This is a genomic window from Pseudomonas sp. 20-5 (assembly GCF_056782835.1).
This window is the reverse complement of sequence record NZ_CM165584.1, coordinates 334,463-359,933: the sequence shown is the minus strand read 5'-3', so window position 1 is coordinate 359,933 and position 25,471 is coordinate 334,463. Positions and strand designations below refer to the sequence as shown.

24 protein-coding genes are annotated in these 25,471 nt (G+C 65.3%); 8 read left to right on the top strand and 16 right to left on the bottom strand.

Going from position 1 to position 25,471, the window contains the following annotated elements:
• Window positions 1–54: 54 nt before the first annotated feature.
• The 3 genes from AC1RB9_RS01645 to AC1RB9_RS01635 all read right to left on the bottom strand — a co-directional run bounded on the left by AC1RB9_RS01645 (window position 55) and on the right by AC1RB9_RS01635 (window position 3,295).
• Entirely contained in the window at window positions 55–1,044 is a 990-nt protein-coding gene (locus AC1RB9_RS01645; protein ID WP_003121726.1) for an SdiA-regulated domain-containing protein, read from the bottom strand.
• 99 nt (window positions 1,045–1,143) lie between these two features.
• Window positions 1,144–1,809 (bottom strand): fumarylacetoacetate hydrolase family protein, encoded by a 666-nt coding sequence (locus tag AC1RB9_RS01640; protein WP_003110705.1) that lies wholly within the window; start codon window positions 1,807–1,809, stop codon window positions 1,144–1,146.
• A gap of 91 nt (window positions 1,810–1,900) precedes the next feature.
• Complete coding sequence (locus AC1RB9_RS01635; RefSeq protein WP_003459217.1) at window positions 1,901–3,295, bottom strand: FAD-binding oxidoreductase; 1,395 nt, start codon at window positions 3,293–3,295, stop codon at window positions 1,901–1,903.
• Window positions 3,296–3,498: 203 nt separating this feature from the next.
• Between AC1RB9_RS01635 and serA the strand changes: the two genes are divergently transcribed.
• Entirely contained in the window at window positions 3,499–4,728 is a 1,230-nt protein-coding gene (serA, locus tag AC1RB9_RS01630) for a phosphoglycerate dehydrogenase (protein ID WP_003112947.1), read from the top strand.
• Between the two features lie 57 nt (window positions 4,729–4,785).
• Here serA and AC1RB9_RS01625 read toward each other — a convergent pair whose 3' ends face one another.
• A complete protein-coding gene (locus tag AC1RB9_RS01625; protein ID WP_003084345.1) occupies window positions 4,786–5,223 on the bottom strand; it encodes a DUF4399 domain-containing protein in 438 nt (145 codons plus the stop codon).
• A gap of 292 nt (window positions 5,224–5,515) precedes the next feature.
• On the opposite strand from AC1RB9_RS01625, the gene AC1RB9_RS01620 reads away from it, so the two are divergent.
• On the top strand, window positions 5,516–6,286 hold the full coding sequence (locus tag AC1RB9_RS01620; protein WP_003112946.1) for a cystine ABC transporter substrate-binding protein: 771 nt from the start codon (window positions 5,516–5,518) through the stop codon (window positions 6,284–6,286).
• A gap of 71 nt (window positions 6,287–6,357) precedes the next feature.
• Complete coding sequence (locus AC1RB9_RS01615; RefSeq protein ID WP_003084339.1) at window positions 6,358–7,050, top strand: amino acid ABC transporter permease; 693 nt, start codon at window positions 6,358–6,360, stop codon at window positions 7,048–7,050.
• A 2-nt stretch (window positions 7,051–7,052) separates the two neighbouring features.
• Here AC1RB9_RS01615 and AC1RB9_RS01610 read toward each other — a convergent pair whose 3' ends face one another.
• On the bottom strand, window positions 7,053–7,547 hold the full coding sequence (locus AC1RB9_RS01610; RefSeq protein WP_003112945.1) for a 2-thiouracil desulfurase family protein: 495 nt from the start codon (window positions 7,545–7,547) through the stop codon (window positions 7,053–7,055).
• Window positions 7,548–7,812: 265 nt separating this feature from the next.
• On the opposite strand from AC1RB9_RS01610, the gene AC1RB9_RS01605 reads away from it, so the two are divergent.
• Window positions 7,813–8,367, top strand: a complete 555-nt coding sequence (locus AC1RB9_RS01605; protein ID WP_003084327.1) for a DUF6160 family protein — start codon at window positions 7,813–7,815, stop codon at window positions 8,365–8,367.
• A 21-nt stretch (window positions 8,368–8,388) separates the two neighbouring features.
• Here the strand turns inward: AC1RB9_RS01605 and AC1RB9_RS01600 are convergent, their stop codons facing one another.
• On the bottom strand, window positions 8,389–9,087 hold the full coding sequence (locus AC1RB9_RS01600) for a 2OG-Fe(II) oxygenase (RefSeq protein WP_003118764.1): 699 nt from the start codon (window positions 9,085–9,087) through the stop codon (window positions 8,389–8,391).
• Window positions 9,088–9,135: 48 nt separating this feature from the next.
• Between AC1RB9_RS01600 and AC1RB9_RS01595 the strand changes: the two genes are divergently transcribed.
• Window positions 9,136–9,888 carry a hypothetical protein gene (locus AC1RB9_RS01595; RefSeq protein ID WP_003142590.1) on the top strand — a complete coding sequence of 251 codons (753 nt, stop codon included), beginning with the start codon at window positions 9,136–9,138 and terminating at the stop codon, window positions 9,886–9,888.
• Window positions 9,889–9,907: 19 nt separating this feature from the next.
• Here the strand turns inward: AC1RB9_RS01595 and bipL are convergent, their stop codons facing one another.
• Complete coding sequence (bipL, locus tag AC1RB9_RS01590) at window positions 9,908–10,849, bottom strand: phospholipase BipL (protein WP_003459215.1); 942 nt, start codon at window positions 10,847–10,849, stop codon at window positions 9,908–9,910.
• 76 nt (window positions 10,850–10,925) lie between these two features.
• Here bipL and AC1RB9_RS01585 point away from each other — a divergent pair, with 76 nt between their 5' ends.
• Together AC1RB9_RS01585 and AC1RB9_RS01580 are read left to right on the top strand one after the other, a co-directional pair.
• Complete coding sequence (locus AC1RB9_RS01585; RefSeq protein ID WP_004352065.1) at window positions 10,926–11,537, top strand: DUF6436 domain-containing protein; 612 nt, start codon at window positions 10,926–10,928, stop codon at window positions 11,535–11,537.
• A 104-nt stretch (window positions 11,538–11,641) separates the two neighbouring features.
• On the top strand, window positions 11,642–12,145 hold the full coding sequence (locus AC1RB9_RS01580) for a transcriptional regulator (protein WP_003110710.1): 504 nt from the start codon (window positions 11,642–11,644) through the stop codon (window positions 12,143–12,145).
• Here AC1RB9_RS01580 and AC1RB9_RS01575 read toward each other — a convergent pair.
• On the bottom strand, window positions 12,124–13,176 hold the full coding sequence (locus AC1RB9_RS01575; protein ID WP_003112941.1) for an AraC family transcriptional regulator: 1,053 nt from the start codon (window positions 13,174–13,176) through the stop codon (window positions 12,124–12,126). The two genes, AC1RB9_RS01580 and AC1RB9_RS01575, sit on opposite strands and share 22 nt — an antisense overlap.
• A 110-nt stretch (window positions 13,177–13,286) precedes the next feature.
• Between AC1RB9_RS01575 and hacB the strand changes: the two genes are divergently transcribed.
• The gene (gene hacB / locus AC1RB9_RS01570) at window positions 13,287–15,674 is read left to right on the top strand and encodes an N-acylhomoserine lactone acylase HacB (protein WP_003459214.1); all 2,388 of its coding nucleotides are present in this window, start codon (window positions 13,287–13,289) and stop codon (window positions 15,672–15,674) included.
• Window positions 15,675–15,851: 177 nt separating this feature from the next.
• Here hacB and AC1RB9_RS01565 read toward each other — a convergent pair whose 3' ends face one another.
• The 8 genes from AC1RB9_RS01565 to AC1RB9_RS01530 all read right to left on the bottom strand — a co-directional run bounded on the left by AC1RB9_RS01565 (window position 15,852) and on the right by AC1RB9_RS01530 (window position 25,243).
• Window positions 15,852–16,721, bottom strand: coding sequence for an ABC transporter permease subunit (locus AC1RB9_RS01565; RefSeq protein WP_003084307.1), 870 nt, complete (start codon window positions 16,719–16,721; stop codon window positions 15,852–15,854).
• An 82-nt stretch (window positions 16,722–16,803) separates the two neighbouring features.
• On the bottom strand, window positions 16,804–17,685 hold the full coding sequence (locus AC1RB9_RS01560) for an ABC transporter permease subunit (RefSeq protein WP_003121722.1): 882 nt from the start codon (window positions 17,683–17,685) through the stop codon (window positions 16,804–16,806).
• Between the two features lie 26 nt (window positions 17,686–17,711).
• A complete protein-coding gene (potA, locus tag AC1RB9_RS01555; protein ID WP_003084303.1) occupies window positions 17,712–18,866 on the bottom strand; it encodes a polyamine ABC transporter ATP-binding protein in 1,155 nt (384 codons plus the stop codon).
• A gap of 54 nt (window positions 18,867–18,920) precedes the next feature.
• On the bottom strand, window positions 18,921–20,018 hold the full coding sequence (gene spuE, locus AC1RB9_RS01550; RefSeq protein ID WP_003084301.1) for a spermidine-binding protein SpuE: 1,098 nt from the start codon (window positions 20,016–20,018) through the stop codon (window positions 18,921–18,923).
• Window positions 20,019–20,436: 418 nt separating this feature from the next.
• Window positions 20,437–21,540: a putrescine-binding protein SpuD gene (gene spuD / locus AC1RB9_RS01545; RefSeq protein WP_003162095.1), complete on the bottom strand. Its 1,104-nt coding sequence runs from the start codon at window positions 21,538–21,540 to the stop codon at window positions 20,437–20,439.
• A gap of 115 nt (window positions 21,541–21,655) precedes the next feature.
• A complete protein-coding gene (gene spuC, locus AC1RB9_RS01540) occupies window positions 21,656–23,026 on the bottom strand; it encodes a putrescine--pyruvate aminotransferase (protein ID WP_003084297.1) in 1,371 nt (456 codons plus the stop codon).
• A 65-nt stretch (window positions 23,027–23,091) separates the two neighbouring features.
• Window positions 23,092–24,450: a glutamine synthetase family protein gene (locus AC1RB9_RS01535; protein ID WP_003084290.1), complete on the bottom strand. Its 1,359-nt coding sequence runs from the start codon at window positions 24,448–24,450 to the stop codon at window positions 23,092–23,094.
• A 40-nt stretch (window positions 24,451–24,490) separates the two neighbouring features.
• Window positions 24,491–25,243 (bottom strand): gamma-glutamyl-gamma-aminobutyrate hydrolase family protein, encoded by a 753-nt coding sequence (locus AC1RB9_RS01530; RefSeq protein ID WP_003112938.1) that lies wholly within the window; start codon window positions 25,241–25,243, stop codon window positions 24,491–24,493.
• Between the last annotated feature and the right edge of the window lie 228 nt (window positions 25,244–25,471).

The window sequence follows — 25,471 nt, the reverse complement described above, 5'->3', positions numbered from 1 at the left end:
GTCCAGGCTACGAAGCCTTGCTGAAACCAGGCTTAATCGGCGCTTAAGCGAAGCTTAATCGGCGTCGCTGGTGGCCAGGCGCTCGCCGCTCTTCTTGCGGAACACGTAGAACAGGTTCGGCTCGCTGACCATGTAGATCGTGCCCTCGTCGTCGATGGCCACCCCTTCGGCGCGCGGGATCTTGCTGTCCAGGCCGTTGAAGCCGCCGAGCAGGCTGATGAAGCTGACCGGCTCGCCCTTCTCGTCCAGCTCCAGCAGCAGATGCGATTCGGCCGACAGCACCAGGGTATGGCCGGTACGCGGGTCGACGCTGAGCGCCGAGACGTTGCGCATGTACAGGTCGTCGCTCGGTAGCGCGGTCATCGCCCCGCTCAGGCTCGGCCCGCCGTCGCTCTTCCAGCTGAACAGGGTCATCGGATCGCGCTCCTTGCTCAGCAACAGACGCTGCTGGCGCGGATCCCAGGCGATGCCCTCGAAGCCCTTGTTCTTCTTGCCGATATTGCCCAGCGGGAATTCGGCCAGGCTCTTGGTGCTCAGCTCGGCGGTCTGCGGGTCGACATGGAAGATGGTCAGGGTATTGCGGCGCTCGTCGGTCACCGCGACGTTGCCGTTCTCCAGCACCGCCACGCCTTCGGGATTGCTCAGGCCGAGCAGCGGGATGGTGCGCAGCACGTCGCCGGTGAGCGACAGCTCCACCAGCAGCGGCCGCTTGCCGGTAACGGTGAACAGGGTCCTGGTTGCCGGGTTGTAGGCCAGGTCCGAGGTTTCTTCCTCCTCCAGGCCCTGCAACGGCTTGGCGTCGATCACCACCCGATAGCCCGGCAGCCAGATGCTTTCGTCGCGCTGCTGCTGGCTGGCCTGGCTTTCCTTCCACCAAAGGCCGGCGCGATCGTCCCAATGCATGACGATGGTCAGCACCACGCCGACGAGCACGACGAACGCCGGCAGCAGCCAGCGGAAACGGGGAAGCTTGGAGGCAAGGGACATGGGCGAGGCTCGACTGTTTGGCCAGGTGTTTTCTTGGGCGTCGCCATGAAAGGGCATTGCCCCCGGCCTGTCAATCGAAGCGTCGGCCAGCCGACCGACAGTCGCTTCCGCTGCCGGCGCTAGGGAAGTCGGCCGCCCCCCGGCGGCCGCAGCGGTTCAGAGCACGCGGGTCTCGAAACGGCTGGCGCCCGGCAATTCGAGCAGCAACTCGTCGCCGCTGTTCAGCGGCCCGACCCCGGACGGCGTGCCGGTCAGCACCACATCGCCGGCCTGTAGCGAGAAATGCCCGGCGATGTGCTGGATCAGCGGCACGATCGGATTGAGCATGTCGCGGCTGTTGCCGTCCTGGCGCACCTCGCCGTTGATGGTCAGGCGGATGCCGATGTCGGTCGGGTCGGGAAACTGGTCGGCGTTCACGAACGGCGACAGCACGCCGGCGCCATCGAAGCTCTTTGCCAGCTCCCAGGGCAGGCCCTTTTCCTTCAGTTTCGCCTGGACCTCGCGCAAGGTCAGGTCCAGCGCCGGCGCATAGCCGGAGATCGCGTCGAGGACCTCCTCGCGGTTCGGCTTGCGCGACAGCGGCTTGCCGATCAGCACGGCGATTTCCGCCTCGTAGTGTACCGAGCCGCGCTCCTGCGGCAGGCTCAGCCCGCCGCTCACCGGCACCACGCAGGAGCCGGGCTTGATGAACAGCAGCGGCTCGGTGGGAACCGGGTTGTTCAGTTCCTTGGCGTGTTCGGCGTAGTTGCGCCCGACGCAGACCAGCTTGCCCAGGGGGAAGTGGATCGGGGTGCCGTCGATATATTGATGCTGGTAACTCATTTACCGACTCCTGAACGGGTGGAAAGGCATCCGTGGCGCCCGCCACAGACGAGAAGGGCCGGATGACCGGCCCTCTGCGTTGCGACACCTGCTACTCGGCGAAGATCTTGCCGGGATTCATGATCCCGTTGGGGTCGAACACCGCCTTCAGTGCCTTCATATAGGCAATTTCGGTTTCCGAGCGGGTGTAGGTCAAGTAGTCGCGCTTGGTCATGCCCACGCCATGCTCGGCGGAAATCGAGCCGTTGTACTTCTCGACGGTCTCGAACACCCACTTGTTGACGGTCGCGCACTTGGCGAAGAACTCGTCCTTGCCGAGGTTTTCCGGCTTGAGGATGTTCAGGTGCAGGTTGCCGTCGCCGATGTGGCCGAACCACACCACCTCGAAGTCCGGGTAGTTGGCCTCGACGATGGCGTCGATGTCCTTGAGGAAGGCGGGCACCCGGGAAACCGTGACCGAGATGTCGTTCTTGTACGGCGTCCAGTGGGAGATGGTCTCGGAGATGTACTCGCGCAGCTTCCACAGGTTCTGCAACTGCTGCTCGCTCTGGCTCATCACCCCGTCCAGCACCCAGCCCTGCTCGACGCAGTGCTCGAAGGTGGCCAGCGCCTCGTTGGCGACGTCCTCGGTGGTCGCCTCGAACTCCAGCAGGGCGTAGAACGGGCAGTCGGTTTCGAACGCCCGCGGTACGTCGCCACGGGCCAGGACCTTGGCCAGGGCCTTGTCGGAGAAGAACTCGAAGGCGGTCAGGTCGAGCTTGCTCTGGAAGGCATGCAGCACCGGCATGATCGAGTCGAAGTCGGGCGTGCCGAGGACCATCGCCGTGAGGTTCTTCGGCGTGCGCTCCAGGCGCATGGTCGCCTCGACCACGAAGCCCAGGGTGCCTTCGGCGCCGATGAACAGCTGGCGCATGTCGTAGCCGGTGGCGTTCTTGATCAGGTCCTTGTTCAGCTCGAGCAGGTCGCCCTTGCCGGTGACGACCTTCATCCCGGCCACCCAGTTACGGGTCATGCCGTAGCGAATGACCTTGATCCCGCCGGCATTGGTGCCGATATTGCCGCCGATCTGGCTGGAACCGGAAGAAGCGAAGTCAACCGGGTAGTACAGGCCGTTTTCCTCGGCGAAGGTCTGCAGTTGCTTGGTAACCACGCCCGGCTGGCAGACTACGGTGCGGTCGAAGGCATTGAAGTCGAGTATCCGGTTCATGTAGTCGAAGGCCACCACGACTTCGCCGTTGGCCGCCACGGCCGCGGCGGAGAGCCCGGTACGACCACCCGACGGGACCAGACCGACCTTGTGCTGGTTGGCCCAGCGGACGATCGCCTGGACCTGCTCGACGCTCTTGGGGAACACGATGGCCAGCGGCGCAGGGGCGAAATGCTTGGTCCAGTCCTTGCCGTAGGCGTCCAGGGAGGCGGCGTCGTCGAGCAGCTTGCCAGGCTCGACCAGGGGCTTGAGCGATTCGATCAGGGCTTCGCGGGTCATTCGGGAACTCTCAAATGATTCATGGTCGTCCTGAGAACAACTCAGGTCGCAACCGGGCAAGGAAAAGGGAGAACATGCTAGCATACGCCCCCCGCGCTTAGTGCCTCTGGGCGCCGAGTTGCGGGTGCCGGCCAGCGCCGGCCGGACCCGCTTCGCGCAGTTCGCTTTCCAGCCACTTCCTCCGGGACAACAGGTTTACGCAGATGAGCAAGACCTCTCTCGACAAGAGCAAGATCAAGTTCCTTCTTCTCGAAGGTGTCCACCAGAACGCCGTGGACACGCTGAAGGCCGCCGGCTACACCAACATCGAGTACCTCAAGACCGCGCTTTCCGGCGACGAGCTGAAGGAAAGGATCGCCGATGCGCACTTCATCGGCATTCGCTCCCGCACCCAGCTGACCGAAGAGGTCTTCGACTGCGCGAAGAAACTGATCGCGGTCGGCTGCTTCTGCATCGGCACCAACCAGGTCGACCTCAACGCCGCCCGCGAACGCGGTATCGCCGTGTTCAACGCGCCCTACTCGAACACCCGCTCTGTGGCTGAGCTGGTACTGGCCGAGGCGATCCTGCTGCTGCGCGGCATCCCGGAAAAGAACGCCTCCTGCCATCGCGGCGGCTGGATCAAGAGCGCGGCGAATTCCTTCGAGATCCGTGGCAAGAAGCTCGGCATCGTCGGCTACGGCTCGATCGGCACCCAGCTCTCGGTACTCGCCGAGGCCCTGGGCATGCAGGTGTTCTTCTACGACACCGTGACCAAGCTGCCGCTGGGCAACGCGGTGCAGATCGGCAGCCTGCACGAGCTGCTGGGCATGTCCGACATCGTCTCGCTGCACGTTCCCGAACTGCCCTCCACCCAGTGGATGATCGGCGAGAAGGAAATCCGCGCGATGAAGAAGGGCGGCATCCTGATCAACGCCGCGCGCGGCACAGTGGTCGAGCTGGACCACCTGGCCGCCGCGATCAAGGACGAGCACCTGATCGGCGCCGCCATCGACGTGTTCCCGGTCGAGCCGAAATCCAACGACGAGGAATTCGCCAGCCCGCTGCGTGGCCTGGACCGGGTGATCCTGACCCCGCACATCGGCGGCTCCACCGCCGAGGCACAGGCCAACATCGGCCTGGAAGTGGCGGAGAAGCTGGTCAAGTACAGCGACAACGGCACCTCGGTGTCCTCGGTCAACTTCCCCGAAGTGGCCCTGCCGTCGCACCCGGGCAAGCACCGCCTGCTGCACATCCACGCCAACATCCCCGGCGTGATGAGCGAGATCAACAAGGTCTTCGCCGACAACGGCATCAACGTTTCCGGCCAGTACCTGCAAACCAACGAGAAGGTCGGCTACGTAGTGATCGACGTCGATGCCGAGTACTCGGACCTGGCCCTGGAGAAACTCCAGCAGGTCAACGGTACCATCCGTAGCCGCGTGCTGTTCTAAGGCAGCGTCCGGCGGAAAGGAAAAAGGAGGCCCAGCGGCCTCCTTTTTTCGTTTCCGTCACTTGACGGTAACGGTGATCTTCTCCGACTCCACGGTCGGCTCCAGCGGCACGTGGTTCTTGTCGCCCACCAGCAGTTGCAGGGTGTGCTTGCCCGGCGGCAGGGTGATCTCGGTTTCGGTCTGGCCCTTGCCGAAGTGGCGGATGTTGTCGGTCATCGGCAGCGGCAGGTTCATCGCCGGCTGCTCCTTCAGGTCCACCAACAGGTGATGGTGGCCGGTATCCGGCATGTCGACGCCGGCCGGCGCCACGCCCATGCCTTTCAGGCCGAATTTCACGGTGAAGGTCTTGTCGACGGTTGCACCATCGGCCGGCGTGATGAAATACACTTTCGCCCCTTCGGGCGCCTTCGTCCGGGGCAGGTCGGCAGCCATCAGGCTGGCGGATGCGCCGAACATCAGGGCGGCTAGACCGAGGCAAGGCAATGTCACTCTCATGGGAGTCTCCTGTTTTCACTTCCGTTAGCACCCGGGAAACACCACTGGACGGAATTTCCCCGGCACTCTTCGTGCCTTCCGAATCAGGGAAAGGCATCGCTGGCACAGCGATTTCCACTGCGAAGCCCGTGTTAGAGCGGCGCTCGCGCACATAATCCGGGTCAATGCCCGCAACCCCTGGAAAGACCGCATGCAACCCAGTAGGTTCGCGATTGTCCAGGACGCGGGCCCGGCTAAGCTGAACGAACAGCATAGGCCCGACCGACGTTCATTCCCACCCGAGGAGTACTACATGCGATTTCTGCCCCGCCTGCTGATGCTGGTATCCCTGGCCGCTCCGCTGGCCCATGCCGAGCTGCTCGACGACGTCCACCAGCGCGGCGCCCTGCGCATCGCCCTGGAGGGCACCTATCCGCCGTTCAACTTCAAGCAGGGCGGCAAGCTCACCGGCTTCGAGACCGAACTGGGCGAACTGCTGGCCGCCGAACTGGCGGTCAAGCCGGAATTCGTCACCACCGAATGGAGCGGCATCCTCGCCGGCCTGCAGAGCGGCAAGTACGACATCGCGCTGAACCAGGTCTCGGTGAACGAGCAGCGGCGCAAGGTCTTCGACTTCAGCGAGCCATACACCATCTCCAGCGCCCAGTTGATCGTGCGCGCCGACGAAACCCGCCAGTTCAAGTCGCTGGAAGACCTCAAGGGCCTCAAGCTCGGCGTCGGCCAGGGCACCAACTACGCCGACCTGGCGAAGTCGGTGGCCGGCGTCAACGTGCGCACCTATCCGGGCGCCCCGGAATACCTGCAGGACCTGGCCAGCAAACGCATCGACGCGGCGCTCAACGACCGCCTGCTGATCCCCTTCGCCATCCGCGAGGCCAAGCTGCCGGTCAAGCCCGGCGCGGCGGTGGGACCGGTGGCGAACATGGCGATTCCCTACCGGAAGAACAATCCGAAGTTCGGCGAGGCGCTGAATGCGGCGCTGGAGAAGATCAAGGCCGACGGCCGCTTCGCCAAGCTCTCGGAAAAGTGGTTCGGCCTGGACGTCAGCCAGCCGCCGAAGTGAGCTCCCGCCCGAACGGGGGAAGCGGCCGCGCCCGAGAGACGCGGCCGTCGTGTTTGTCGATGGAGTGTTGAATGAATTCGCTGCAGAAATTGCTCGAATGGCTCGCCAACCTGGTCGAGCTGCTCGGGATGGCCTGGCCCTTCCTGCTCCAGGGCGCGATGTATACCGTGCTGTTCGCCGCGGTATCGATGGTCCTGGGCCTGATCCTCGGCTTCAGCGTCGCGGTGGTCCGGGTGACCAAGGTGCCGGTGGTCTCGCAGATCGCCGCGGTCTACGTCAGCGCCTTCCGCGGGACGCCACTGCTGGTGCAGATCTTCGTCCTGTACTACGGGCTGCCGAGCGTAGGCATCGAGTTCACCCCGGTCACCGCGGGCATCCTGGCGCTGACCCTGAATGTCGCGGCCTATCTCTCGGAGTCCATGCGCGGGGCGATCCTCGGCATCGACAAGGGACAATGGGAAGCCGGGCTCTCGGTCGGCCTGACCTGGGGCCAGACCCTGTGGAACATCATCACCCCGCAGGCCCTGCGCCTGGCGGTGCCGAGCCTGTCGAACAGCCTGATCAGCCTGATCAAGGACACCTCGCTGATCTCCGTGATCACCGTGACCGAACTGATGCTGGCGACCAAGGAGGTCATCGCCGAGACCTTCCAGCCGCTGCCGCTCTATCTCGCCGCCGCCGGCATCTACTGGCTGCTTTCGGCACTCTTCGAGCGTGTGCAGAAAGCCCTGGAGAACCGCCTGACCGCGCCGCTGCGGCGCTGAGTTCAGCCGCCGGCGTCGAGGCCGGCCAGGCAGACCGCGGCGCGGTCCAGTTCATCCTCGTTGAATACCAGCACGCCCATGCGCTTGAGGGCGGCGGCGGTAACGCCCTCGCCGGCGACCCGGTTGCCGTTGAAGCGCCCGTCGTAGTTCTCCAGGTTGCCGCAGGAAGGACTGCGCGCCTTGAGCACGGCCATCCGGATGTCATGGCGGCGGACCAGCTCCACTGCCGCCTCCGCACCCAGCAGGAATGCTTCGCTGACATCCTCGCCGTCGACGGTGAAGACCCGGTTCAGCCGGTCCAGCACTTCGCCGCCCTGGCCGCCGGGGATCTCCGCTGGCGGGCGGGGCGTCGGCAGGCCTCCGGCGACCTCCGGGCAAAGGGCGACGATCCGCCCCTGCGCATGCCAGCGCGAGAGCAGGTCGAACGGGCCATGGCTGCCACCGTCGTAGCGCACCAGGTGGCCCAGCAGGCAACGGCTGACCAGAACCTTCTGCATGGATGCTCCACCCCTTTGACAGGCACACAGAGTAGCCCGCCGCTCGCCGATGGTCACGCCCGGTAACAGTAGCCGGGAAGCACCGGGGAAACCCGCCCTCGACCCAACCGGAGTTAGGCCTCGCGGTAGCGCTCCAGCGCCCGTATGGCGGGGACCAGGGCTATTTCTTGCCGATCCTTAGGATAGAACTGCGGGCGGCCCATGGCGAACCTCCGCCGCCCCGAGCAGACTGGCTTCCCGCGCAACCGCGAAGGACCCGCCCATCATGCTCCCGACCCGCTCGCTTCTACCGTTTTTCCTGGCCCCCGCGTTGCTCGCCAGCGCTGCCAGCCAGGCGGCCATGGAGGCCCTGGACAACGACAGTCTCAGCCAGGTCACCGGCCAGGCCGGCATCAGCCTGCGCCTGGACCTGCGCGCCGGCGCGGCCAGGGTCGCCTGGGTGGACGACGGCGGCAGCCTCTCGCTGCGCAACCTGGTGATCGACAACGGCTGCGTGAAGGCCGGCGACTGCCCGGACGGGCGCGGAGGCAACATCCCCCTGGGCGCCGCCCAGCTCGGCCTGAGCCTGCCGATCTTCGGCGTCGAGCAGCCGACCCTGGCACTGGACGTGACCACCGGCAGCGGCGGCGGGCAGCAACTGGCGATCAGCCTGCCGGACCTCGCCACCATCAACGACCAGTTGATCGCCAGCGGCCTGCCGGCGCAGCGCATCCGCCTGCGGGTGGCCAGCGACCTGTACATCGGCGACAACTCGATCGGCCGCATCGAACTGCGCGACATCACCGACCTGCGCGGCACGATCAAGGTCTGGGGTCACTGAGGCGGCGACGCCGCCTAGGGTTCAGGAAAGTTGCAGGAGGGATTCGTTGCGCCGGCGGAACCAGCCGGTCAGCGACAGCCGGTCGCGGCTGGCGGGCAGGACTTCGTGCTCGGTGCCGGCGGACATGAACACCACCAGGCTACCGCCCGTCGGCTGGATGTCCACCTGCCGCTGCGGCAGGTGCAGGCGCAGCGCGCCGCCATGCTCGGGCAACCAGGCATCGTTGAGGTAGAGAACCGCGGAGACGGTGCGTGCGTCGTCGTCGCGGAAACGATCGACATGCTTCTGGTAATAGGCGCCCGGCGGGTACAGCGCGAAGTGGCACTCGAAATCCTCGAGGCCGAGGAACAGCGAGGCGTTGAGCGCCTGGCGCAAGCTGTCCATCACCCCCAGGTATTCGTCGCAGGCCTCGGATTCTCCGGGCTCCAGCCATTGCGTGAGGTCGCCGCGGATGCCTTCGCGGATCACCTGGCCGTCGCCGCGGCCGATCGCCGCCGGGGTCAGGTCGCCCGCGACCGCACGGGTGCGGCACTCTTCGGCCAATCTGGTGGTCAGACGCTCAGGCATGAAGATGCTCTGGTGCGACCAGCCCTGGTCGACCAGTTCATCGACGATGCGATGCAGGAGTGGATGATTGACGTTGATGTGCATTGTCCATTGTAGCGTGCCGCCCCGGTGTCTCGACAAGCGGTCCGCCGCATGTCGACAATAGCGCCCCATGGACGGCACCACCCGAACGACGAGGCTTTCGCCGCCAAAGGAGTATCAATGCGCGCTTTGCTCGCCTTCGCTTTACTGCTGGTTGGTCTGCCCGCCCTGGCCGACCCTTATCAACGCCTGTACCAGGCCGCTGGCTGGCCCGACCAGCGCGCGCATTTCAGCGATGCCCTGGACGCGGCGCAGAAGCGCTACCAGGACAAGCTGCCGCCCGCGCTCTACCAGACCCTGGTGGACAACAGCAATCGCCGCTTCGCCCCGACCGAAGTCGACCAGCGCGCCCTCAACGGCCTGCGCGAGAACCTTCCGGACAGCGCCAGCCCGCTGAATTTCTTCGAGTCGCCGCTGGGGCGCAAGGTGGTCGCCGCCGAGGTGCTCGCCACCCGCCGCGACCAGTTGCTCCAGCACAGCAACGGCCTGCCGCGGCAGACCGCCAGCGAGCCGCGCCGGGCCCTGGTGAAGCGCCTGGCCCAGGTCCTTCCGGCCCGAGAGGCCGGTGCGGAAGTCAGCCTGGCCCTGGCCGGGGTCGCCGCCGACAGCCTCAGCCAGATGCTTCCGGGCCTCCCCGGCCTGCTTGGCGGCGGACAGACCGGCCAGTTGCTGGAAGGCCAGCGCCAGCGCCTGGTGCAGCAGATCGGCGCGGACCTGGAGAATACCCTGCTGTATGTCTACCGCGACCTCTCCGACGCGGAACTCACCCAGTACGTGAACTTCGCCGAGTCGCCGGCCGGCCGCAGCTACTACCAGGCGGCCCTGGCCGCGCTGAAAGCCGGCCTGGCGGTGGACCAGGCGGTCGCCCCCTGATCGCCGCGGGGCCTGGAACTCAGGCCCCCAGCGCGTCGCTCAGGAAATCGAAATAGCGCCGCCGCAGCCCCTCGCTTTCGTTCGCCAGGTGATGGCGCGCCTCTTCCAGCAACAGTATCCGCGGCTCGTCGAATTTCTCCCGCAGCACCTTCAGGCCATGGCGCCAGTCCACCGTCTCGTCGGACTCGCCCTGCACCACCAGGGGGCTCAGGGCACGCCGAGGTGCCCGCTCGATGCGCGGCACCCAGCGGGTCAGCGCGCCGACCCAGGCGGTCGGCAGGGTGCGTGGCTGCAACGGATCGTGCTCGCGGAGGAAGTCGAGGAACTGCGGATCGCTGGAGTTCTCCGAGAAGCGCCGCGGGATCGAGTCGACGAAGGGGCTCAGCAGGCGGTAGCTGAGCTTCGACCAGCCCCAGGCGCGCGGGCGCACCAGCGGCGCCAGGAGAATCGTCTCGCCCAGCTCGGGACGTTCGCCGCCGTGCAGCAGGTAGTCCAGCAGGATCGCCCCCCCGGTGCTTTGTCCGCAGAGGTGCCAGGGCGCCGCCAGGTCGAGTTCGGCAGCCTGGCCCAGCAGGCCCTTGAACACCGCCTGGTATTCGGCGAAGTCGCGGATGCTGGCCCGCTCGCCTTCGGACAGGCCATGCCCCGGCAGGTCGCAGGCGAGCACCGAGAAGCCCATGCCCAGCGCCCAGTCGACCACGTGCCGATACAGTCCCATGTGGTCGTAATAGCCATGCATCAGCAACAGGCTGCCGCGCGCTTCCGGCAGCAGCCAGGCCTGCACCGCCAGGCGGCGCCCGTCGACCGTCATGCTGCCGAGCCGCGCTTGCAGGCGCGGATGGCGGGAGCGCAGGTCCAGGCCGTAGTAGGCCTGGTAGGCGAGGACGGCGGCGTCCGCCTCGGCCGCGGCCAAGGGTCGCAGGTGCTGGCGCAGGTAATCGGGGTTGAAGGCTTCTGACATCGGCGGTTCCGGGCTGCAATCGATTCGTGGCCGGGCCACGGGCGAAACCCAGGGATATTCAGCTGCGCGCGAACACATGGCAAGCTTGGCACCCGTTTTCCGTGTGAATGCCATGACTCCCCGCCGCAAGACGCTCCTCGTCAGCCTGGTCGGCCTGCTCTGGGCCGGCGGCCTGCTCGCCGCCTACTGGTGGTTCGAGATCCGCTACATCCGCCCGTTCAGCGAGCAGACCACCCTGTTCTCCGGCGACAGCCTGCGCCTGCCGGCCGAGCTGGCCGGGCCGGGGGCGATCCGCCTGGTGCATTTCTGGGACCCGGCCTGCCCCTGCAACGTCGGCAACCAGCAGCACCTCGGCGAGCTGATCGAACGCTTCGCCGGCAAGGGCGTGGAGTTCCATGTCCTGCAGAAGCCTGGCAGCCAGGGCCGCCTGCCGGACAACCTGGCCGCCCTGCGCGCCCTCGCCGGTCTGCCCGGTTCCGAGCAGTTGCCGGCCAGCCCGGCCGTGGCGATCTGGGACCGCGACGGCCGCCTGGCCTACTTCGGCCCCTATAGCGAGGGCGCGGTATGCACCTCCAGCAACAGCTTCATCGAACCGATCCTCGAAGCGCTGCTGCAGGGACGTCCGGTGGATGCCACCCATACCCTCGCCGTGGGTTGCTACTGCCCCTGGACCCCGGAAAAAGGCTGACCTGGCTCAACACCGGGCCTTCCGGAGGGGGCGCCGGAAGGCGTAGCGGCTACACTGCCCGGGTCGGCCCACGAGGGGCCGTTGCCGAACCAAGGAGTCGCTGCATGTCCCTACGTCCCACCCTCGCCCTGCTCGCCCTCGTCAGCCTGCCACTGATGGCCGCCCAGAACGACCCTCAGCCCAGCAGCAAGGAACTGATGAAGGAGCACCAGGCGCAGATCCAGAACGACCTGGCCGACGTCGACTACAAGCGCAAGCGCATCGTCGAGGCCAACATGAACCTCACCGACCAGGAAGGCGAGAAGTTCTGGCCGATCTACAACACCTACCGCACCGAGTCGGACAAGCTCAGCAAGGAAACCCTCAGGCTCCTGCTCGACTACGCCCAGGCCTACAACAGCGGCAACGTCAGCGACGACCAGGCGAGCAAGCTGATCGAGCGTGTCGACGACCTCCAGGAGGACCGTCTGGAACTGCGCGACAAGTACGTCAAGCGCATCGCCAAGAACGTCTCGCCCAAGCGCGCCATGCGCTTCCTGCAGATCGAGATCCAGCTCGACGCCATCGCCACCCTGGAGATCGGCCGTCAGGTACCGCTGGTCGAGTAACCCTCTTCCCGCTTCGCCAGCCGCGCCCTGTATTGCTCCGGGGGCGCGGCGTGCCAGCGGCGAAAGGCCCGGTAGAACGGCGACAGCTCGGCGAACCCGCAAGCCTTGGCCACCTCGCGGATGGCGCGACCGGCCAACAGCATCTCGCTCGCCCGCTGCCGGCGAACCTCATCGCGAACCTGCCGGAAACTCGCTCCCCCAGCGGCCAGCGCACGCTGCAAGGCACCGCTGCCAAGGCCCAGCTCCGCCGCGCACTGGCGCAAGCCATAGCCCTCCCCGAGGCGCAGCTCGATCAGGTAGCGCACGCGATTGAGCAAGCGGTTCTCGCTGAGTTCGCGGGACTGTTCTTCCGCGTGGCGGGTCAGCACGTCATGCATGTCCGGATTGGCGTTGCGCGAAGGACGCCGCAGCAAGGCGGCGGAAAACACCAGGGCATCGTGCGGCCGCGAGAACAGCGGCAGCCTGCCGAACAACCGGCGGTGTTCGCCCAGCCGCGGCGGGGCTCGGTGGCGGAACTCGATGCGCTCGGCGACGAACTCGTCGTCGCTGATCAGCGCCAGCAGCTTGAGGAACAGCAGCATCAGGCATTCGATCTGCTGGCGCAGCGAGGCATAGCCCAGGTAGTTGATGTCGAGGATCAGCCTTGCCGTTTCCCCTTCGACCTCGAGGCGCGCGGCGAAACCGCCGGAGAGAATGTGCTGGAAACGCACGAAGCTGCGCAGCGCCTCCTCCAGGTCGCGCGCGGACAGCAGCAGGTAGCCGACCACATCGAGCAGGCGCGGCTTCATTGCCTCGCCCAGGTGCAGGCCGATGTCGGCATCGCCGGTCACCGCCGCCAGTTCGGTCCAGAACAACGGGGCGTTGTCATGCACCAGGCGGCCGCCCAGGGTCGGCGGCGGCAGCGGGATACGCCGGTAGACGCTGCGGTAGACGCGGGTGGGGTCGAGCCCGAGGGCGTCCAGGGCTTCATACAACAGACGCCGCAACGTGGCGGAATGGGTCAGGGGGCTGGTAGACGGGTCGTCCTGCATGGCGGCTCCTCGCGATTGACCAAAGACTTCCAGGGTCCGAGCATTCGGTCAATGCCGCGGGCCGGCGGCATCCGCAGAATGCTCGGCACTACAACAAGGAGAAAGGATCGATGAAACGCACCCTGACCGTGATCGCCGTGGCGGTCGCCGCCGCGGCTGCCGGCGGCGCCTGGTACCTCCATGCCAAGCAGCCGCTCCGCAACGGCTCGCTCGCCGTGGCCCACCTGCAGGCGCCGGTCGACGTGCGCTACGACGAGCGCGGGGTTCCGCACCTGTATGCGCAGAACCAGACCGACCTCTACCGCGCCCTCGGCTACGTGCACGCCCAGGACCGCCTGTTCCAGATGGAAATGCTGCGGCGCCTGGCGCGCGGCGAGCTGGCCGAAGTGCTCGGACCCAAGCTGGTGGATACCGACCGTCTGTTCCGCACCCTGCGCATCCGCGACCACGCCGCCGAATACAGCGCCCGCCAGGACAAGCAGTCGCAGCCCTGGAAAGTGCTGGAGGCCTACCTGGACGGGGTCAACCAGTTCCAGGAAAACAACCCGGCGCCGCTCGAATTCGATCTGCTGGGCATACCCAGGCGTCCCTTCACCCCCGAAGATACCCTGAGCATCGCCGGCTACATGGCCTACAGCTTCGCTGCCGCCTTCCGCACCGAGCCGGTGCTGACCTACATCCGCGACGAACTGGGCAGCGACTACCTGCGCATCTTCGATCTCGACTGGCATCCGCAGGGCGTGCTGACGCCCTCCGGCGCACTGGGCGCCGGCGACTGGAAGGACCTCGGCGCCCTCGCCCGTCTCAGCCAGCAGGCCCTGGAGGACGCCGGCCTGCCGCAGTTCGAGGGCAGCAACGCCTGGGTCGTCGCCGGCAGCCGCACCGCCAGCGGCAAGCCCCTGCTGGCCGGCGACCCGCATATCCGCTTCGCCGCGCCGGCGGTATGGTACGAGGCCCAGCTGAGCGCGCCCGGCTTCGAACTCTATGGCCACCACCAGGCGCTCAACCCCTTCGCCTCGCTGGGCCACAACCGTGCGTTCGGCTGGAGCCTGACGATGTTCCAGAACGACGACCTCGACCTGGTCGCCGAGAAGGTCAACCCGGACAACCCCAACCAGGTCTGGTACCAGGGCGAATGGGTCGACCTGCAGAGCGAGGAGCAGGAAATCGCGGTCAAGGGCGCTGCGCCGGTGAAGCTCACCCTGCGCCGCTCGCCCCACGGTCCGATCGTCAACGACGCGCTCGGCGCCAGCTCCGGCAAGACCCCGATCGCCATGTGGTGGGCTTTCCTCGAGACCGAGAACCCGGTGCTCGACGCCTTCTACCAGCTGAATCGCGCCGATACCCTGGCCAAGGCCCGCGCGGCGGCCTCGAAGATCCATTCGCCGGGACTCAACCTGGTCTGGGCCAACGCCGCCGGCGATATCGGCTGGTGGGCCTCGGCGGCCCTGCCGAAGCGGCCGGAGGGGGTGAACCCGAGCTTCATCCTCGACGGCAGCAAGGGCGAGGCGGACAAGTCCGGCTTCTATCCGTTCGCCGACAACCCACAGGAGGAAAACCCGGCGCGCGGCTATATCGTCTCCGCCAACTTCCAGCCGGTCCCGGCCAATGGCCGGCCGATTCCCGGCTACTACAACCTGGCGGACCGCGGCCAGTGGCTGGATACCCAACTGGCCGACCGCGGCACCAAATGGAACCTGGACAACAGCCGCGCGCTGCAACTCGGCAATCGCACCGGCTACGCGCCACGCCTGCTCGCACCCTTGCTGCCGGTCCTGCGCGAGGTGGTCGACGACGCCGAAGGCAAGCGCCTGGTCGAGCAACTGGCGGCCTGGAACGGCGACTACCCGGTCGACTCGACCGCCGCCACGCTGTTCAACCAGTTGCTGTTCCAGATTGCCGAGGGCGCCTTGCACGACGAACTGGGCGATGCCTTCTTCGACAGCCTGATCGCCACCCGCGCCATCGACAGCGCGCTGCCTCGGCTGGCTGGCGACGCCGACTCGCCCTGGTGGGACGACCGCCGCACAGAACGCCGGGAAACCCGCGCGGATATCGTCAGGACCGCCTGGAACGCCTCCCTCGCGCATCTGCGCGGCACCCTCGGCAACGACCCGTCCGGCTGGCTGTGGGGCAAGGCGCATACCCTGACCCACGAGCACGCCCTGGGCCAGCAGGCGCTGCTCAAGCGCCTTCTCAACGTCGGTCCGTTCGCCGCCCCCGGCACCCACGAGGTACCGAACAATCTGTCGGCGAAGATCGGCCCGGCCCCCTGGGCGGTCACCTACGGTCCATCGACCCGGCGCCTGGTGGACTTCGCCGACCCGACCCACAGCCTCGGCATCAACCCGGTCGGGCAGAGCGGCGTGCCCTTCGACGGCCACTACGACGACCAGGCCGAGGCCTACATCGAGGGCCACTACCTGCCGCAGCACTACGAGGAAAACGAGGTGAAGGCGAACAGCAAGGGCGTGCTGGTGCTGGAGCCGAAGCGCTGAGCCGGCCGGCGTGGGGTCGGGCGAGTAGCCGCATGGTGGTTGTCCGCCGGATACAACGGGCTATCGGCGGATAACGCCTCGGGCGTCGCCCTACGGAGCGTAGCCAGGCATTTCCCGCCACCGACGCGCCAATGAAAAAGGCCACCCGCAGGTGGCCTTTTCTTTTCGGCGGAGGGCTCAGGCCGGGGTCGGCGAGCCTTTCTGCCAGTCGGTCGCGGTCTCTTCCATCGCCTGCTGGATCGCCCGGCGACGCCGCTCCTCGGCCTGGCGGGTGAAGTACCAGGCGAAGAAGGTGAACAGCGAAACGCTCAGCAGGATCAGGCTGGCCACCGCGTTGATCTCCGGCTTCACGCCCAGGCGTACCGCCGAGAACACTTCCATCGGCAAGGTGGTCGAGCCGGGTCCGGAGACGAAGCTGGCCAGTACCAGGTCGTCCAGCGACAGGGCGAAGGACATCATGCCGCCCGCCGCCAGCGAGGGCGCGATCATCGGGATGGTGATCAGCAGGAACACCTTCCAGGGCTTGGCGCCCAGGTCCATCGCCGCTTCCTCGATCGACAGGTCGAGTTCACGCAGGCGCGCCGACACCACCACCGCCACGTAGGACGAGCAGAAGCTGGTGTGGGCGATCCAGATGGTCACGATACCCCGTTCCTGCGGCCAGCCGATCAGTTGCGCCATGGCCACGAACAACAGCAGCAGCGACAGGCCGGTGATCACTTCCGGCATCACCAGCGGCGCGGTGACCATGCCGCCGAACAGCGTACGACCGCGGAAGCGCGGGATGCGGGTGAGGACGAAGGCCGCCAGGGTGCCGAGGAGCACCGAGGAGAACGCCGTATAGAAGGCGATCTCCAGGGAGCGTCCGACCGAGCTGACCAGTTGGGTGTTGTCCAGCAGGCCGACGTACCACTTCACCGACCAGCCGCCCCACACCGTCACCAGCTTGGAGGCGTTGAACGAATAGATCACCAGGATCAGCATCGGCAGGTAGATGAAGAGCAGGCCGACGATCAGCATGACGTTGGAGAAATTCCAGCGCTTCATACCTTGCCCTCCAGTTCTTTGGCCACGCTTCTGGATGGAGAGCCTGTTGAACGGGATACGGAGCGGGATACGCTGTGCTGGCTCATACCTTGCCCTCCAGTTCTTTGGCCTGGTTCTTGTTGAACAGGATGATCGGGATGATCAGGATCGCCAGCATCACCACCGCCAGGGCGGACGCCACCGGCCAGTCGCGGTTGTTGAAGAACTCCTGCCAGAGCACCTTGCCGATCATCAGGGTCTCGGGGCCGCCGAGCAGTTCCGGGATGACGAACTCGCCCACCGCCGGGATGAACACCAGCATGCAGCCGGCGATGATGCCGTTCTTCGACAGCGGCACGGTGATCTTCCAGAAGCTGGTGAAGTTACGCGCGCCCAGGTCGGAAGCGGCCTCCAGCAGGCTCGGGTCGTGCTTCACCAGGTTGGCGTAGAGCGGCAGGATCATGAACGGCAGGTAGGAATAGACGATGCCGATGTACACCGCGATGTTGGTATTGAGGATGGTCAGCGGCTCGCTGATGAGCCCCAGCCCCATCAGTACGCTGTTGAGCAGGCCGTTGTTGGAAAGGATGCCCATCCAGGCATAGACCCGGATCAGGATCGCCGTCCAGGTCGGCATCATGATCAGCAGCAGCAGGACGGTCTGCGAGGACTGGCTGGAGCGGGCGATGGCGTAGGCCATCGGGTAGCCCACCAGCAGGCAGATCAGGGTACTGATGAAGGCCATCTTCAGCGAGCCGAGGTAGGCATCGATGTAGAGCGGGTCATCGGTCAGCATCAGGTAGTTGCCGAGGTTGAGGAGCACCTGCAACTGCTGGTCCGCGTAGGCGAAGATCTCGGTGTAGGGCGGGATGGCCACGTCCGCTTCCGCCAGGCTGATCTTCAGCACGATGGCGAAGGGCAGCAGGAAGAACAGGAAGAGCCACAGGAACGGCACCCCGATGACCGCATGCCGCCCGGTGGGCATGCGCTTTTTCAGGCTGTTGGCGAATTTCATGACTGCAGTACCACGCCGCTGTCGTCGTACCAGCTGATGTACACCGACTGGTCCCAGGTCGGCCGGGCGACGTGGCGCTCGGCGTTGGCCATGAAGGCCTGGACGATCATCCCGGAGGCCAGCTTGATGTAGTACACCGAGTGGCCGCCAAGGTAGGCGATGTCGTAGACGGTGCCCTGGGCCCAGTTGTGCCCGGCGTGTTCCAGGTTGTCCGGCTTCTGCGCGCTGATCATCACTTTCTCCGGCCGCAGCGCGTAGGTGATGCGCTTGTCCTCGGCGCGGGTGCTGATGCCGTGGCCGATGTAGATCGGGTTCTCCAGCTGCGGGCAGGCGATCACCGCATGGTCCTGCACGTCCTCCACCAGCACGCCGTCGAACAGGTTGACGTTGCCGATGAACTCGCAGACCAGGCGGCTCGCCGGGGTCTCGTAGATGTCCATCGGGCTGCCGATCTGCTCGATGCAGCCCAGGTGCATGATGGCGATGCGCTGGGCCATGGTCATGGCCTCTTCCTGGTCGTGGGTCACCATCACGCAGGTCACGCCGACGCGCTCGATGATCTCCACCAGTTCCAGTTGCATCTGCGAGCGCAGCTTCTTGTCCAGCGCGCCCATCGGCTCGTCGAGCAGCAGCAGCTTCGGCCGCTTGGCCAGCGAACGGGCCAGGGCCACCCGCTGGCGCTGGCCGCCGGAGAGCTGGTGCGGCTTGCGCTTGGCGTACTGGGTCATGTGCACCAGCTTGAGCATCTCGGCCACGCGCTCGTCGATCTCGGCCTTGGGCAGGCCGTCCTGCTTGAGGCCGAAGGCGATGTTCTGCGCCACGCTCATGTGCGGGAACAGCGCATAGGACTGGAACATCATGTTGATCGGCCGCTCGTAGGGCGGCAGGTCGGTGATGTCCTGGCCATCGAGGAAGATCCGCCCCTCGGTGGGCCGCTCGAAACCGGCGAGCATGCGCAACAGGGTGGATTTACCCGAGCCGGAGCCGCCGAGCAGGGCGAAGATCTCGCCCTTGTTGATGGTCAGGGACACGGTGTCCACCGCCAGCGTCTCGTCGAACTGCTTGGTTACCCGGTCGATCTTTACCAGCACCTCTTTCGGCTGCTGGTTGCCCTCTAGGGCTTTCTTGTAGGCACCGGAGGCTATCGCCATTACCACAACTCCCAAGTCGTTGAGCCCGGTCACGCTACCGGGCGGAATTTGAACTTATTTGCCGGTCTTGATCCGGGTCCAGGTACGGGTCTGCAGGCGCAGCACCTTGGCCGGCAACACGGCGGAAACGTAGAGCTTGTCGAGCACGGCCTGCGGCGGATACACCTCCTCGCTGTCGCTGACGCTCTTGTCCATCAGCGGGCGGGCCCCCGGTATCGCGTTGGCGTAGCCGACGTAGTCGCTGACCTTGGCGATCACCTCCGGACGCAGCAGGTAGTCGATGAACGCGTAGGCGTTATCGGCGGCCTTGGCATCGGCGGGAATCGCCATCAGGTCGAACCACAGGTTGGCGCCTTCCTTGGGAATCACGTACTGGATGTCGATGCCCTTGCCGGCCTCTTCGGCGCGGGCAGCGGCCTGGAAGACGTCCCCGGAATAGCCGAAGGCGACGCAGATGTTGCCGTTGGCCAGGTCGGAGATGTACTTGGAGGAGTGGAAGTAGCTGACGTAGGGGCGAACCTTGGTCAGGACTTCCTCGGCCTTCTTGTAGTCCTTCGGGTCGTGGGTGTTGGGGTCCAGCCCCAGGTAGTTGAGGGCGGCGGGCAGCATCTCGTCGCCGCTGTCCATGAAGGCCACGCCGCACTTGGCGAGCTTCTTCATGTTCTCCGGCTCGAAGAGGATGGCCCAGGAGTCGATCGGCTGGTCACCGAGGACTTCCTTGACCTTGGCCACGTTGTAACCGATGCCGTTGGTGCCCCACAGGTAGGGAACCGCGTACTGGTTGCCCGGGTCGCTGACCTCCAGTTGCTTGAGCAGCGCCGGATCGAGGTTCTTCCAGTTCGGCAGCTTGCTCTTGTCCAGCTTCTGGAAGGCACCGGCCTGGATCTGCTTGCCGAGGAAGTTGTTCGACGGCACCACGATGTCATAGCCGGAGTGGCCGGAGACCAGCTTGCCCTCGAGGGTCTCGTTGGAGTCGAAGACGTCGTAGCTGACGTCGATCCCGCTCTCCTTGGTGAAGTCCTTGAGGGTGGTGGGAGCGATGTAATCGGTCCAGTTATAGATGTGCAGGCTCTTCTTCTCCGCCTGCACGGGGCCCGCGATCGCCGTAGCCAGAGCGGCTACCAGCAGTGTCTTGCCAATGGAATGTTGCATGTCCGACTCCTGTTCCGGGCCTTTTCACGGCAGCACCCTGCCTGTTCGACCCGTGTTCTTCAAGTGCCGATGTAAGCCCAGATCACTCGGGTTTCATGACAACCCGACGATTCCGCCGGGAAACATGAGTGAGCTGGGTTCCCTACCGGCGTGTTGGTTTCAGGTTTTCCGGGCCCTCGGCCCCGGTGCGAGCGACACGACCGGCCCCGGCGCGGCAGATTGGCGCAGCGCCCATGGCAGCGTCTTCGTCGTCGATACTGCGTCCGGTCGTCGGGCCCCCAGGAGGAAGCGTCTGGACGAACGGGCAAAAGAGTCGAACCTCTTCGCAGGGGAGCGCGGCCGGAGGAAACCCGGCCGCGTTCCGGTTCTCTCGTGCCGGAGCGCCGGCGGCTTCAGGCGCCGCCGGGCTCCTCGCGGATCACTTGCCGGACTTGATCTTGGTCCAGCTGCGGGTCATCGCCCGCTGGGTCTTGGCCGGCAGGTCGGGGAAGGTATACAGCTTCTTCATGACCTCTTCGCTCGGGTAGATGCCCGGGTCGTTGCGGATCGCCTCGGACACCAGCGGGGTGGCCGCCACGTTGCCGTTGGGGAACTGAACCACGTCGGTGATCTCGGCCATGATTTCCGGCTTCATCAGGAAGTTGACGAAGGCCAGGGCGCCCTCGGTGTTCTCGGCGTCCTTGGGAATGGCGACCATGTCGAAGAAGCTGCCGGCGCCTTCCTTGGGAATGTTGTACTTGACGGTGACCTTGTTCTTCGCCTCTTCGGCGCGGGACTTGGCCTGGTAGATGTCGCCGGAGTAGCCGATGGCGACGCAGATGTTGCCGTTGGCCAGGTCGGAAATGTACTTCGACGAGTGGAAGTAGGTGACGTAGGGACGGATCTTCAGGAACAGCTCTTCGGCCGCCTTGAGTTCCTTGGGATTGTCGGTGTCCGGCTTGTAGCCGAGATAGTGCAGGGCCGCCGGGAGAATCTCGGTCGGCGAGTCGAGGAAGCTGACGCCGCACTGCTTCAGCTTCTGGATGTTCTCCGGCTTGAATACCAGGTCCCAGGAATCCACCGGCGCGTTGTCGCCGAAGGCCGCCTTGACCTTGTCCGGGTTGTAGCCGATGCCGATGGTGCCCCACATGTAGGGAATCGCATGCTCGTTGCCCGGGTCGCTGACTTCCAGGGTGTGCATCAGGTCCTTGTTCAGGTTCTTCCAGTTCGGCAGCTTGGACTTGTCGAGCTTCTGGTAGACCCCGGCCTTGATCTGCTTGGCGAGGAAGGAGTTGGACGGCACCACCACGTCGTACCCGGACTTGCCCGCCAGCAACTTGGCTTCCAGCACTTCGTTGCTGTCGTAGACGTCGTAGACGACCTTGATCCCGGTTTCCTTGGTGAACTTCTCCAGGGTGTCCGGCGCGATGTAGTCGGACCAGTTGTACACGTGCAGCACCTTGTTGTCCGCAGCCTGCGCCATACCGGCCACAGAGCCCGCCAAGGTCAGGGCGAGCAGGGTCTTACCGAAACGTTTCATCATGCGGGGTAGCTCCATTTTTGTTGAAGTATCCGGGCGGTGGCGCAACCGATCGCGTCACCACCCGGTGAGCCTGGCCAACGCACTGGCGCAGTCTGGCAAAAGTCCGCTCAGGGACTCAAGCCAGGACGGCGGCGGCGGTCTGATCGAGGCACTTGCGCGCCAGGGTGATCAACTCATCGATCTGCGACGGATCGATCACCAGCGGCGGCGAGATAATCATAGTGTCGCCCACCGCGCGCATGATCAAACCGTTGCGGAAACAATGTTCCCGGCACAGCATCCCGACGCCCTTGTCGGTGAAACGCTCGCGGGTCTTCTTGTTCTTGACCAGCTCCAGGGCGGCGACCATGCCGACCCCGCGCGCTTCGCCCACCAACGGGTGGTCGGCCAGCTCCTGCCAGCGCTTCTGCAAATACGGTGCCGTTTCCGCCTTCACCTTCTCGATGATCTTCTCTTCGCGCAGGATGCGGATGTTCTCCAGGGCCACGGCGGCCGCCACCGGGTGACCGGAATAGGTGAAGCCGTGGTAGAACTCGCCGCCCTGGTTGAGCACTTCGACGATCTCGTCGCGCACCACCACCCCGCCCATGGGGATGTAGCCGGAGGTGAGGCCCTTGGCGATCGGCATCAGGTCCGGGGCGTTGCCGTAGTACTGGCTGCCGAACCACTCGCCGGTACGGCCGAAGCCGCAGATCACTTCGTCGGCGATGAACAGGATGTCGTACTTGGCGAGGATCTCGCGGATCTTCGGCCAGTAGGTGTCCGGCGGGACGATCACGCCGCCGGCGCCCTGGATCGGCTCGGCGATGAAGGCGGCGACGTTTTCCTCGCCCACTTCGAGAATCTTCTTCTCCAGCTGCTCGGCGGCCCAGACGCCGAACTCGTCCGGCGACATGTCGCCGCCCTCGCCGTACCAGTAGGGCTGGGCGATGTGGACGATGCCCGGGATGGGGAAATCACCCTGCTCATGCAACGCCTTCATGCCGCCCAGGCTGACGCCGGCGACGGTGGAGCCGTGGTAGCCGTTCCAGCGGCCGATCACCACTTTCTTCTGCGGCTGGCCCTTGGTCGCCCAATAGTGGCGGACCATACGCAGCACGGTGTCGTTGGCCTCGGAGCCGGAGCCGGTGAAGAACACGTGGTTCATGCCTTCCGGAGCGACGTCGGCGATCGCCTTGGCCAGCTCGACCACCGGCGGGTGGGCGGTCTGGAAGAACAGGTTGTAGAACGGCAACTCGCGCATCTGCCGGGTGGCGGCCTGGACCAGCTCCTCGCGGCCGTAGCCGACGTTGACGCACCAGAGGCCGGCCATCGCATCGAGGATCTTGTTGCCCTCGCTGTCCCAGATATAGACGCCTTCGGCCTTGGTGATGATCCGCGCGCCCTTCTCGTTCAACTGCTTGTAGTCGGTGAACGGCGGCAGATGGTGGTCGCGGCTCAACGCCTGCCACTCACGGGTCTTGGCGTTGGTGATTTGGCTGTTCATGTCACACCTCTTCTATTCAAGACTGTCCGGGAGCGGCGGACCACGCCGGCCGCCCCCGGTCAGGATCAAACGGAAAGCAGGAGGAATTCCCGCTCCCAGGAGCTGATTACCCGCTTGAAATTCTCGTGCTCCGCACGCTTCACCGCGACGTAGCCGCTGATGAACTTGCTGCCGAGATACTGCTCGAGGGGCTTGCAGTTCTCCATGCGCTCCAGCGCCGCTTCGATCGTCAGCGGCAGGCGCAGGTTGCGGCGTTCATAGCCGCGACCTTTGACCTGGGCGCTCGGCTTGATGCCTTCGACCATGCCGATGTAGCCGCACAGCAGGCTGGCAGCCAGCGCCAGGTAAGGGTTGGCGTCGGCGCCGGCGAGACGGTTCTCGACCCGGCGGTTCTCCGGGCTGGAGTCCGGCACGCGCAGGCCGACGGTACGGTTCTCTTCGCCCCACTCGACGTTCACCGGCGCCGAGGTATCGGGCAGGAAGCGGCGGAACGAGTTCACGTTGGGCGCGAACAGCGGCAGCACTTCCGGGATGAACTTCTGCAGGCCGCCGATATGGTGCAGGAACAGCTCGCTCATGGTGCCGTCGGCATTGGAGAAGATGTTCTTGCCGGTCTTCACGTCGACGATGCTCTGGTGCAGGTGCATCGCGCTGCCCGGCTCGCCGGTCATCGGCTTGGCCATGAAGGTCGCGGCGACGTTGTGCTTGAGCGCGGCCTCGCGCATGGTGCGCTTGAACACCAGGATCTGGTCGGCCAGGTCGAGGGCGTCGCCATGACGGAAGTTGATCTCCATCTGCGCGGTGCCTTCCTCGTGGATCAGCGTATCCAGGTCAAGGCCCTGGGCCTCGCACCAGTCGTACATGTCCTCGAACAGCGGGTCGAACTCGTTGGCGGCGTCGATGGAGAACGACTGACGCCCGGTTTCCTGGCGTCCGGAGCGGCCCACCGGGGCCTGCAACGGATAGTCGGGGTCGTCGCTGCGCTTGGTCAGGTAGAACTCCATCTCTGGTGCCACGATCGGCCGCCAGCCCTTGTCGGCATACATCTTCAACACGCGCTTGAGGATGTTGCGCGGCGACAGCTCGATGGGATTGCCGAGCTTGTCGAAGGTGTCGTGGATCACCATCGCGGTGGGCTCGATGGCCCAGGGGACGAGGAACACGGCATTCTCGTCCGGGCGGCAGACCATATCGATGTCGGCCGGGTCGAGCAGGTCGTAGTAAATGTCGTCTTCCACGTAGTCGCCGGTGACGGTCTGCAGCAGAACGCTCTCCGGCAGGCGCATGCCCTTTTCCGCGATGAATTTGTTGGTCGGCGAGATCTTGCCGCGGGCGATGCCTGTCAGATCGGAAATCAGGCATTCCACTTCGGTGATCTTGCGTTCCTTCAGCCAGCTGGTCAGCTGGTCTAACTTGGTAGTCATAAAGACCTCAGGGTTGAGAGTCCGGCCCCAACAGCCGGACTCAACGTTGCCCCGCCCTCTTGCTGCAGGCCTTACCGAAAGCCTGGAAGATAGCGAGATAGTTGGGGTTCGTCAGAACCTGCCACTCCGGGTGCCATTGCACACCAAGAGCGAAGGCTTTTGCACCTTCTACGGAGATGGCTTCGACCAACCCGTCAGGCGCCAGTGCTTCTACTCGAAGGCCCGGCGCCAGACGATCAACGCCCTGGCCATGGATGGAATTGACCTGGAACTCGCTCGGCAAGCCGATACCGGCGAGCACTCCGCCCGGCTGCACATGCATGGCATGGCGCGGCGCGTACTGAACCTCGAGCGGCTGGTCGGCCGGCTCGCGGTGGTCCATGAAGGTTCCGACCTCGTGCACCTTCTGGTGCAGGCTGCCGCCGAAAGCCACGTTCATTTCCTGGAAACCGCGGCAGATGCCGAGGACCGGAATGCCGGCGTCGATGGCGGCGCGGACCAGCGGCAGCGTGGTGGCGTCGCGGTCGGAGTCGTGGAGGGTGCCGGGCTCGCTCGCCGGTCCACTATAATGACGGGGCTCGACGTTCGACGGCGAGCCAGTGAAGAGCAAGCCGTCGACGCTGTCCAGCAGGGCTGCCTGGTCGATCGACTCGCCCAGCGCAGGAATGATCAGCGGGAGACCGCCAGCGCCGTTGACGACGGCACGCAGATATTTGTCGCCGGCAATGTGGTAGGGATGAAGACCGATCTGCTTGGTGCAGGCGGTGACGCCGATTAACGGCAGGCGAGACATGAGACACCCGTTGTTTGTAGATGTTATGGGGTTTGGCCGAGCTTAGCGTTGTTCATTTTTTTACACAATAGGCCTGTAAAAAATTGAACACGCACTCCTGAACCCCCTTCGACGCGAGGTTTTTTTCGGCTTTTCGTCCGGCGAAAATGCCCTGAAAACGGCCTCAACGCCCCACAAGAGGGCGTTTTTGGCGGCTATTGACATCCCACAGGCTTTCGGATTGACTCA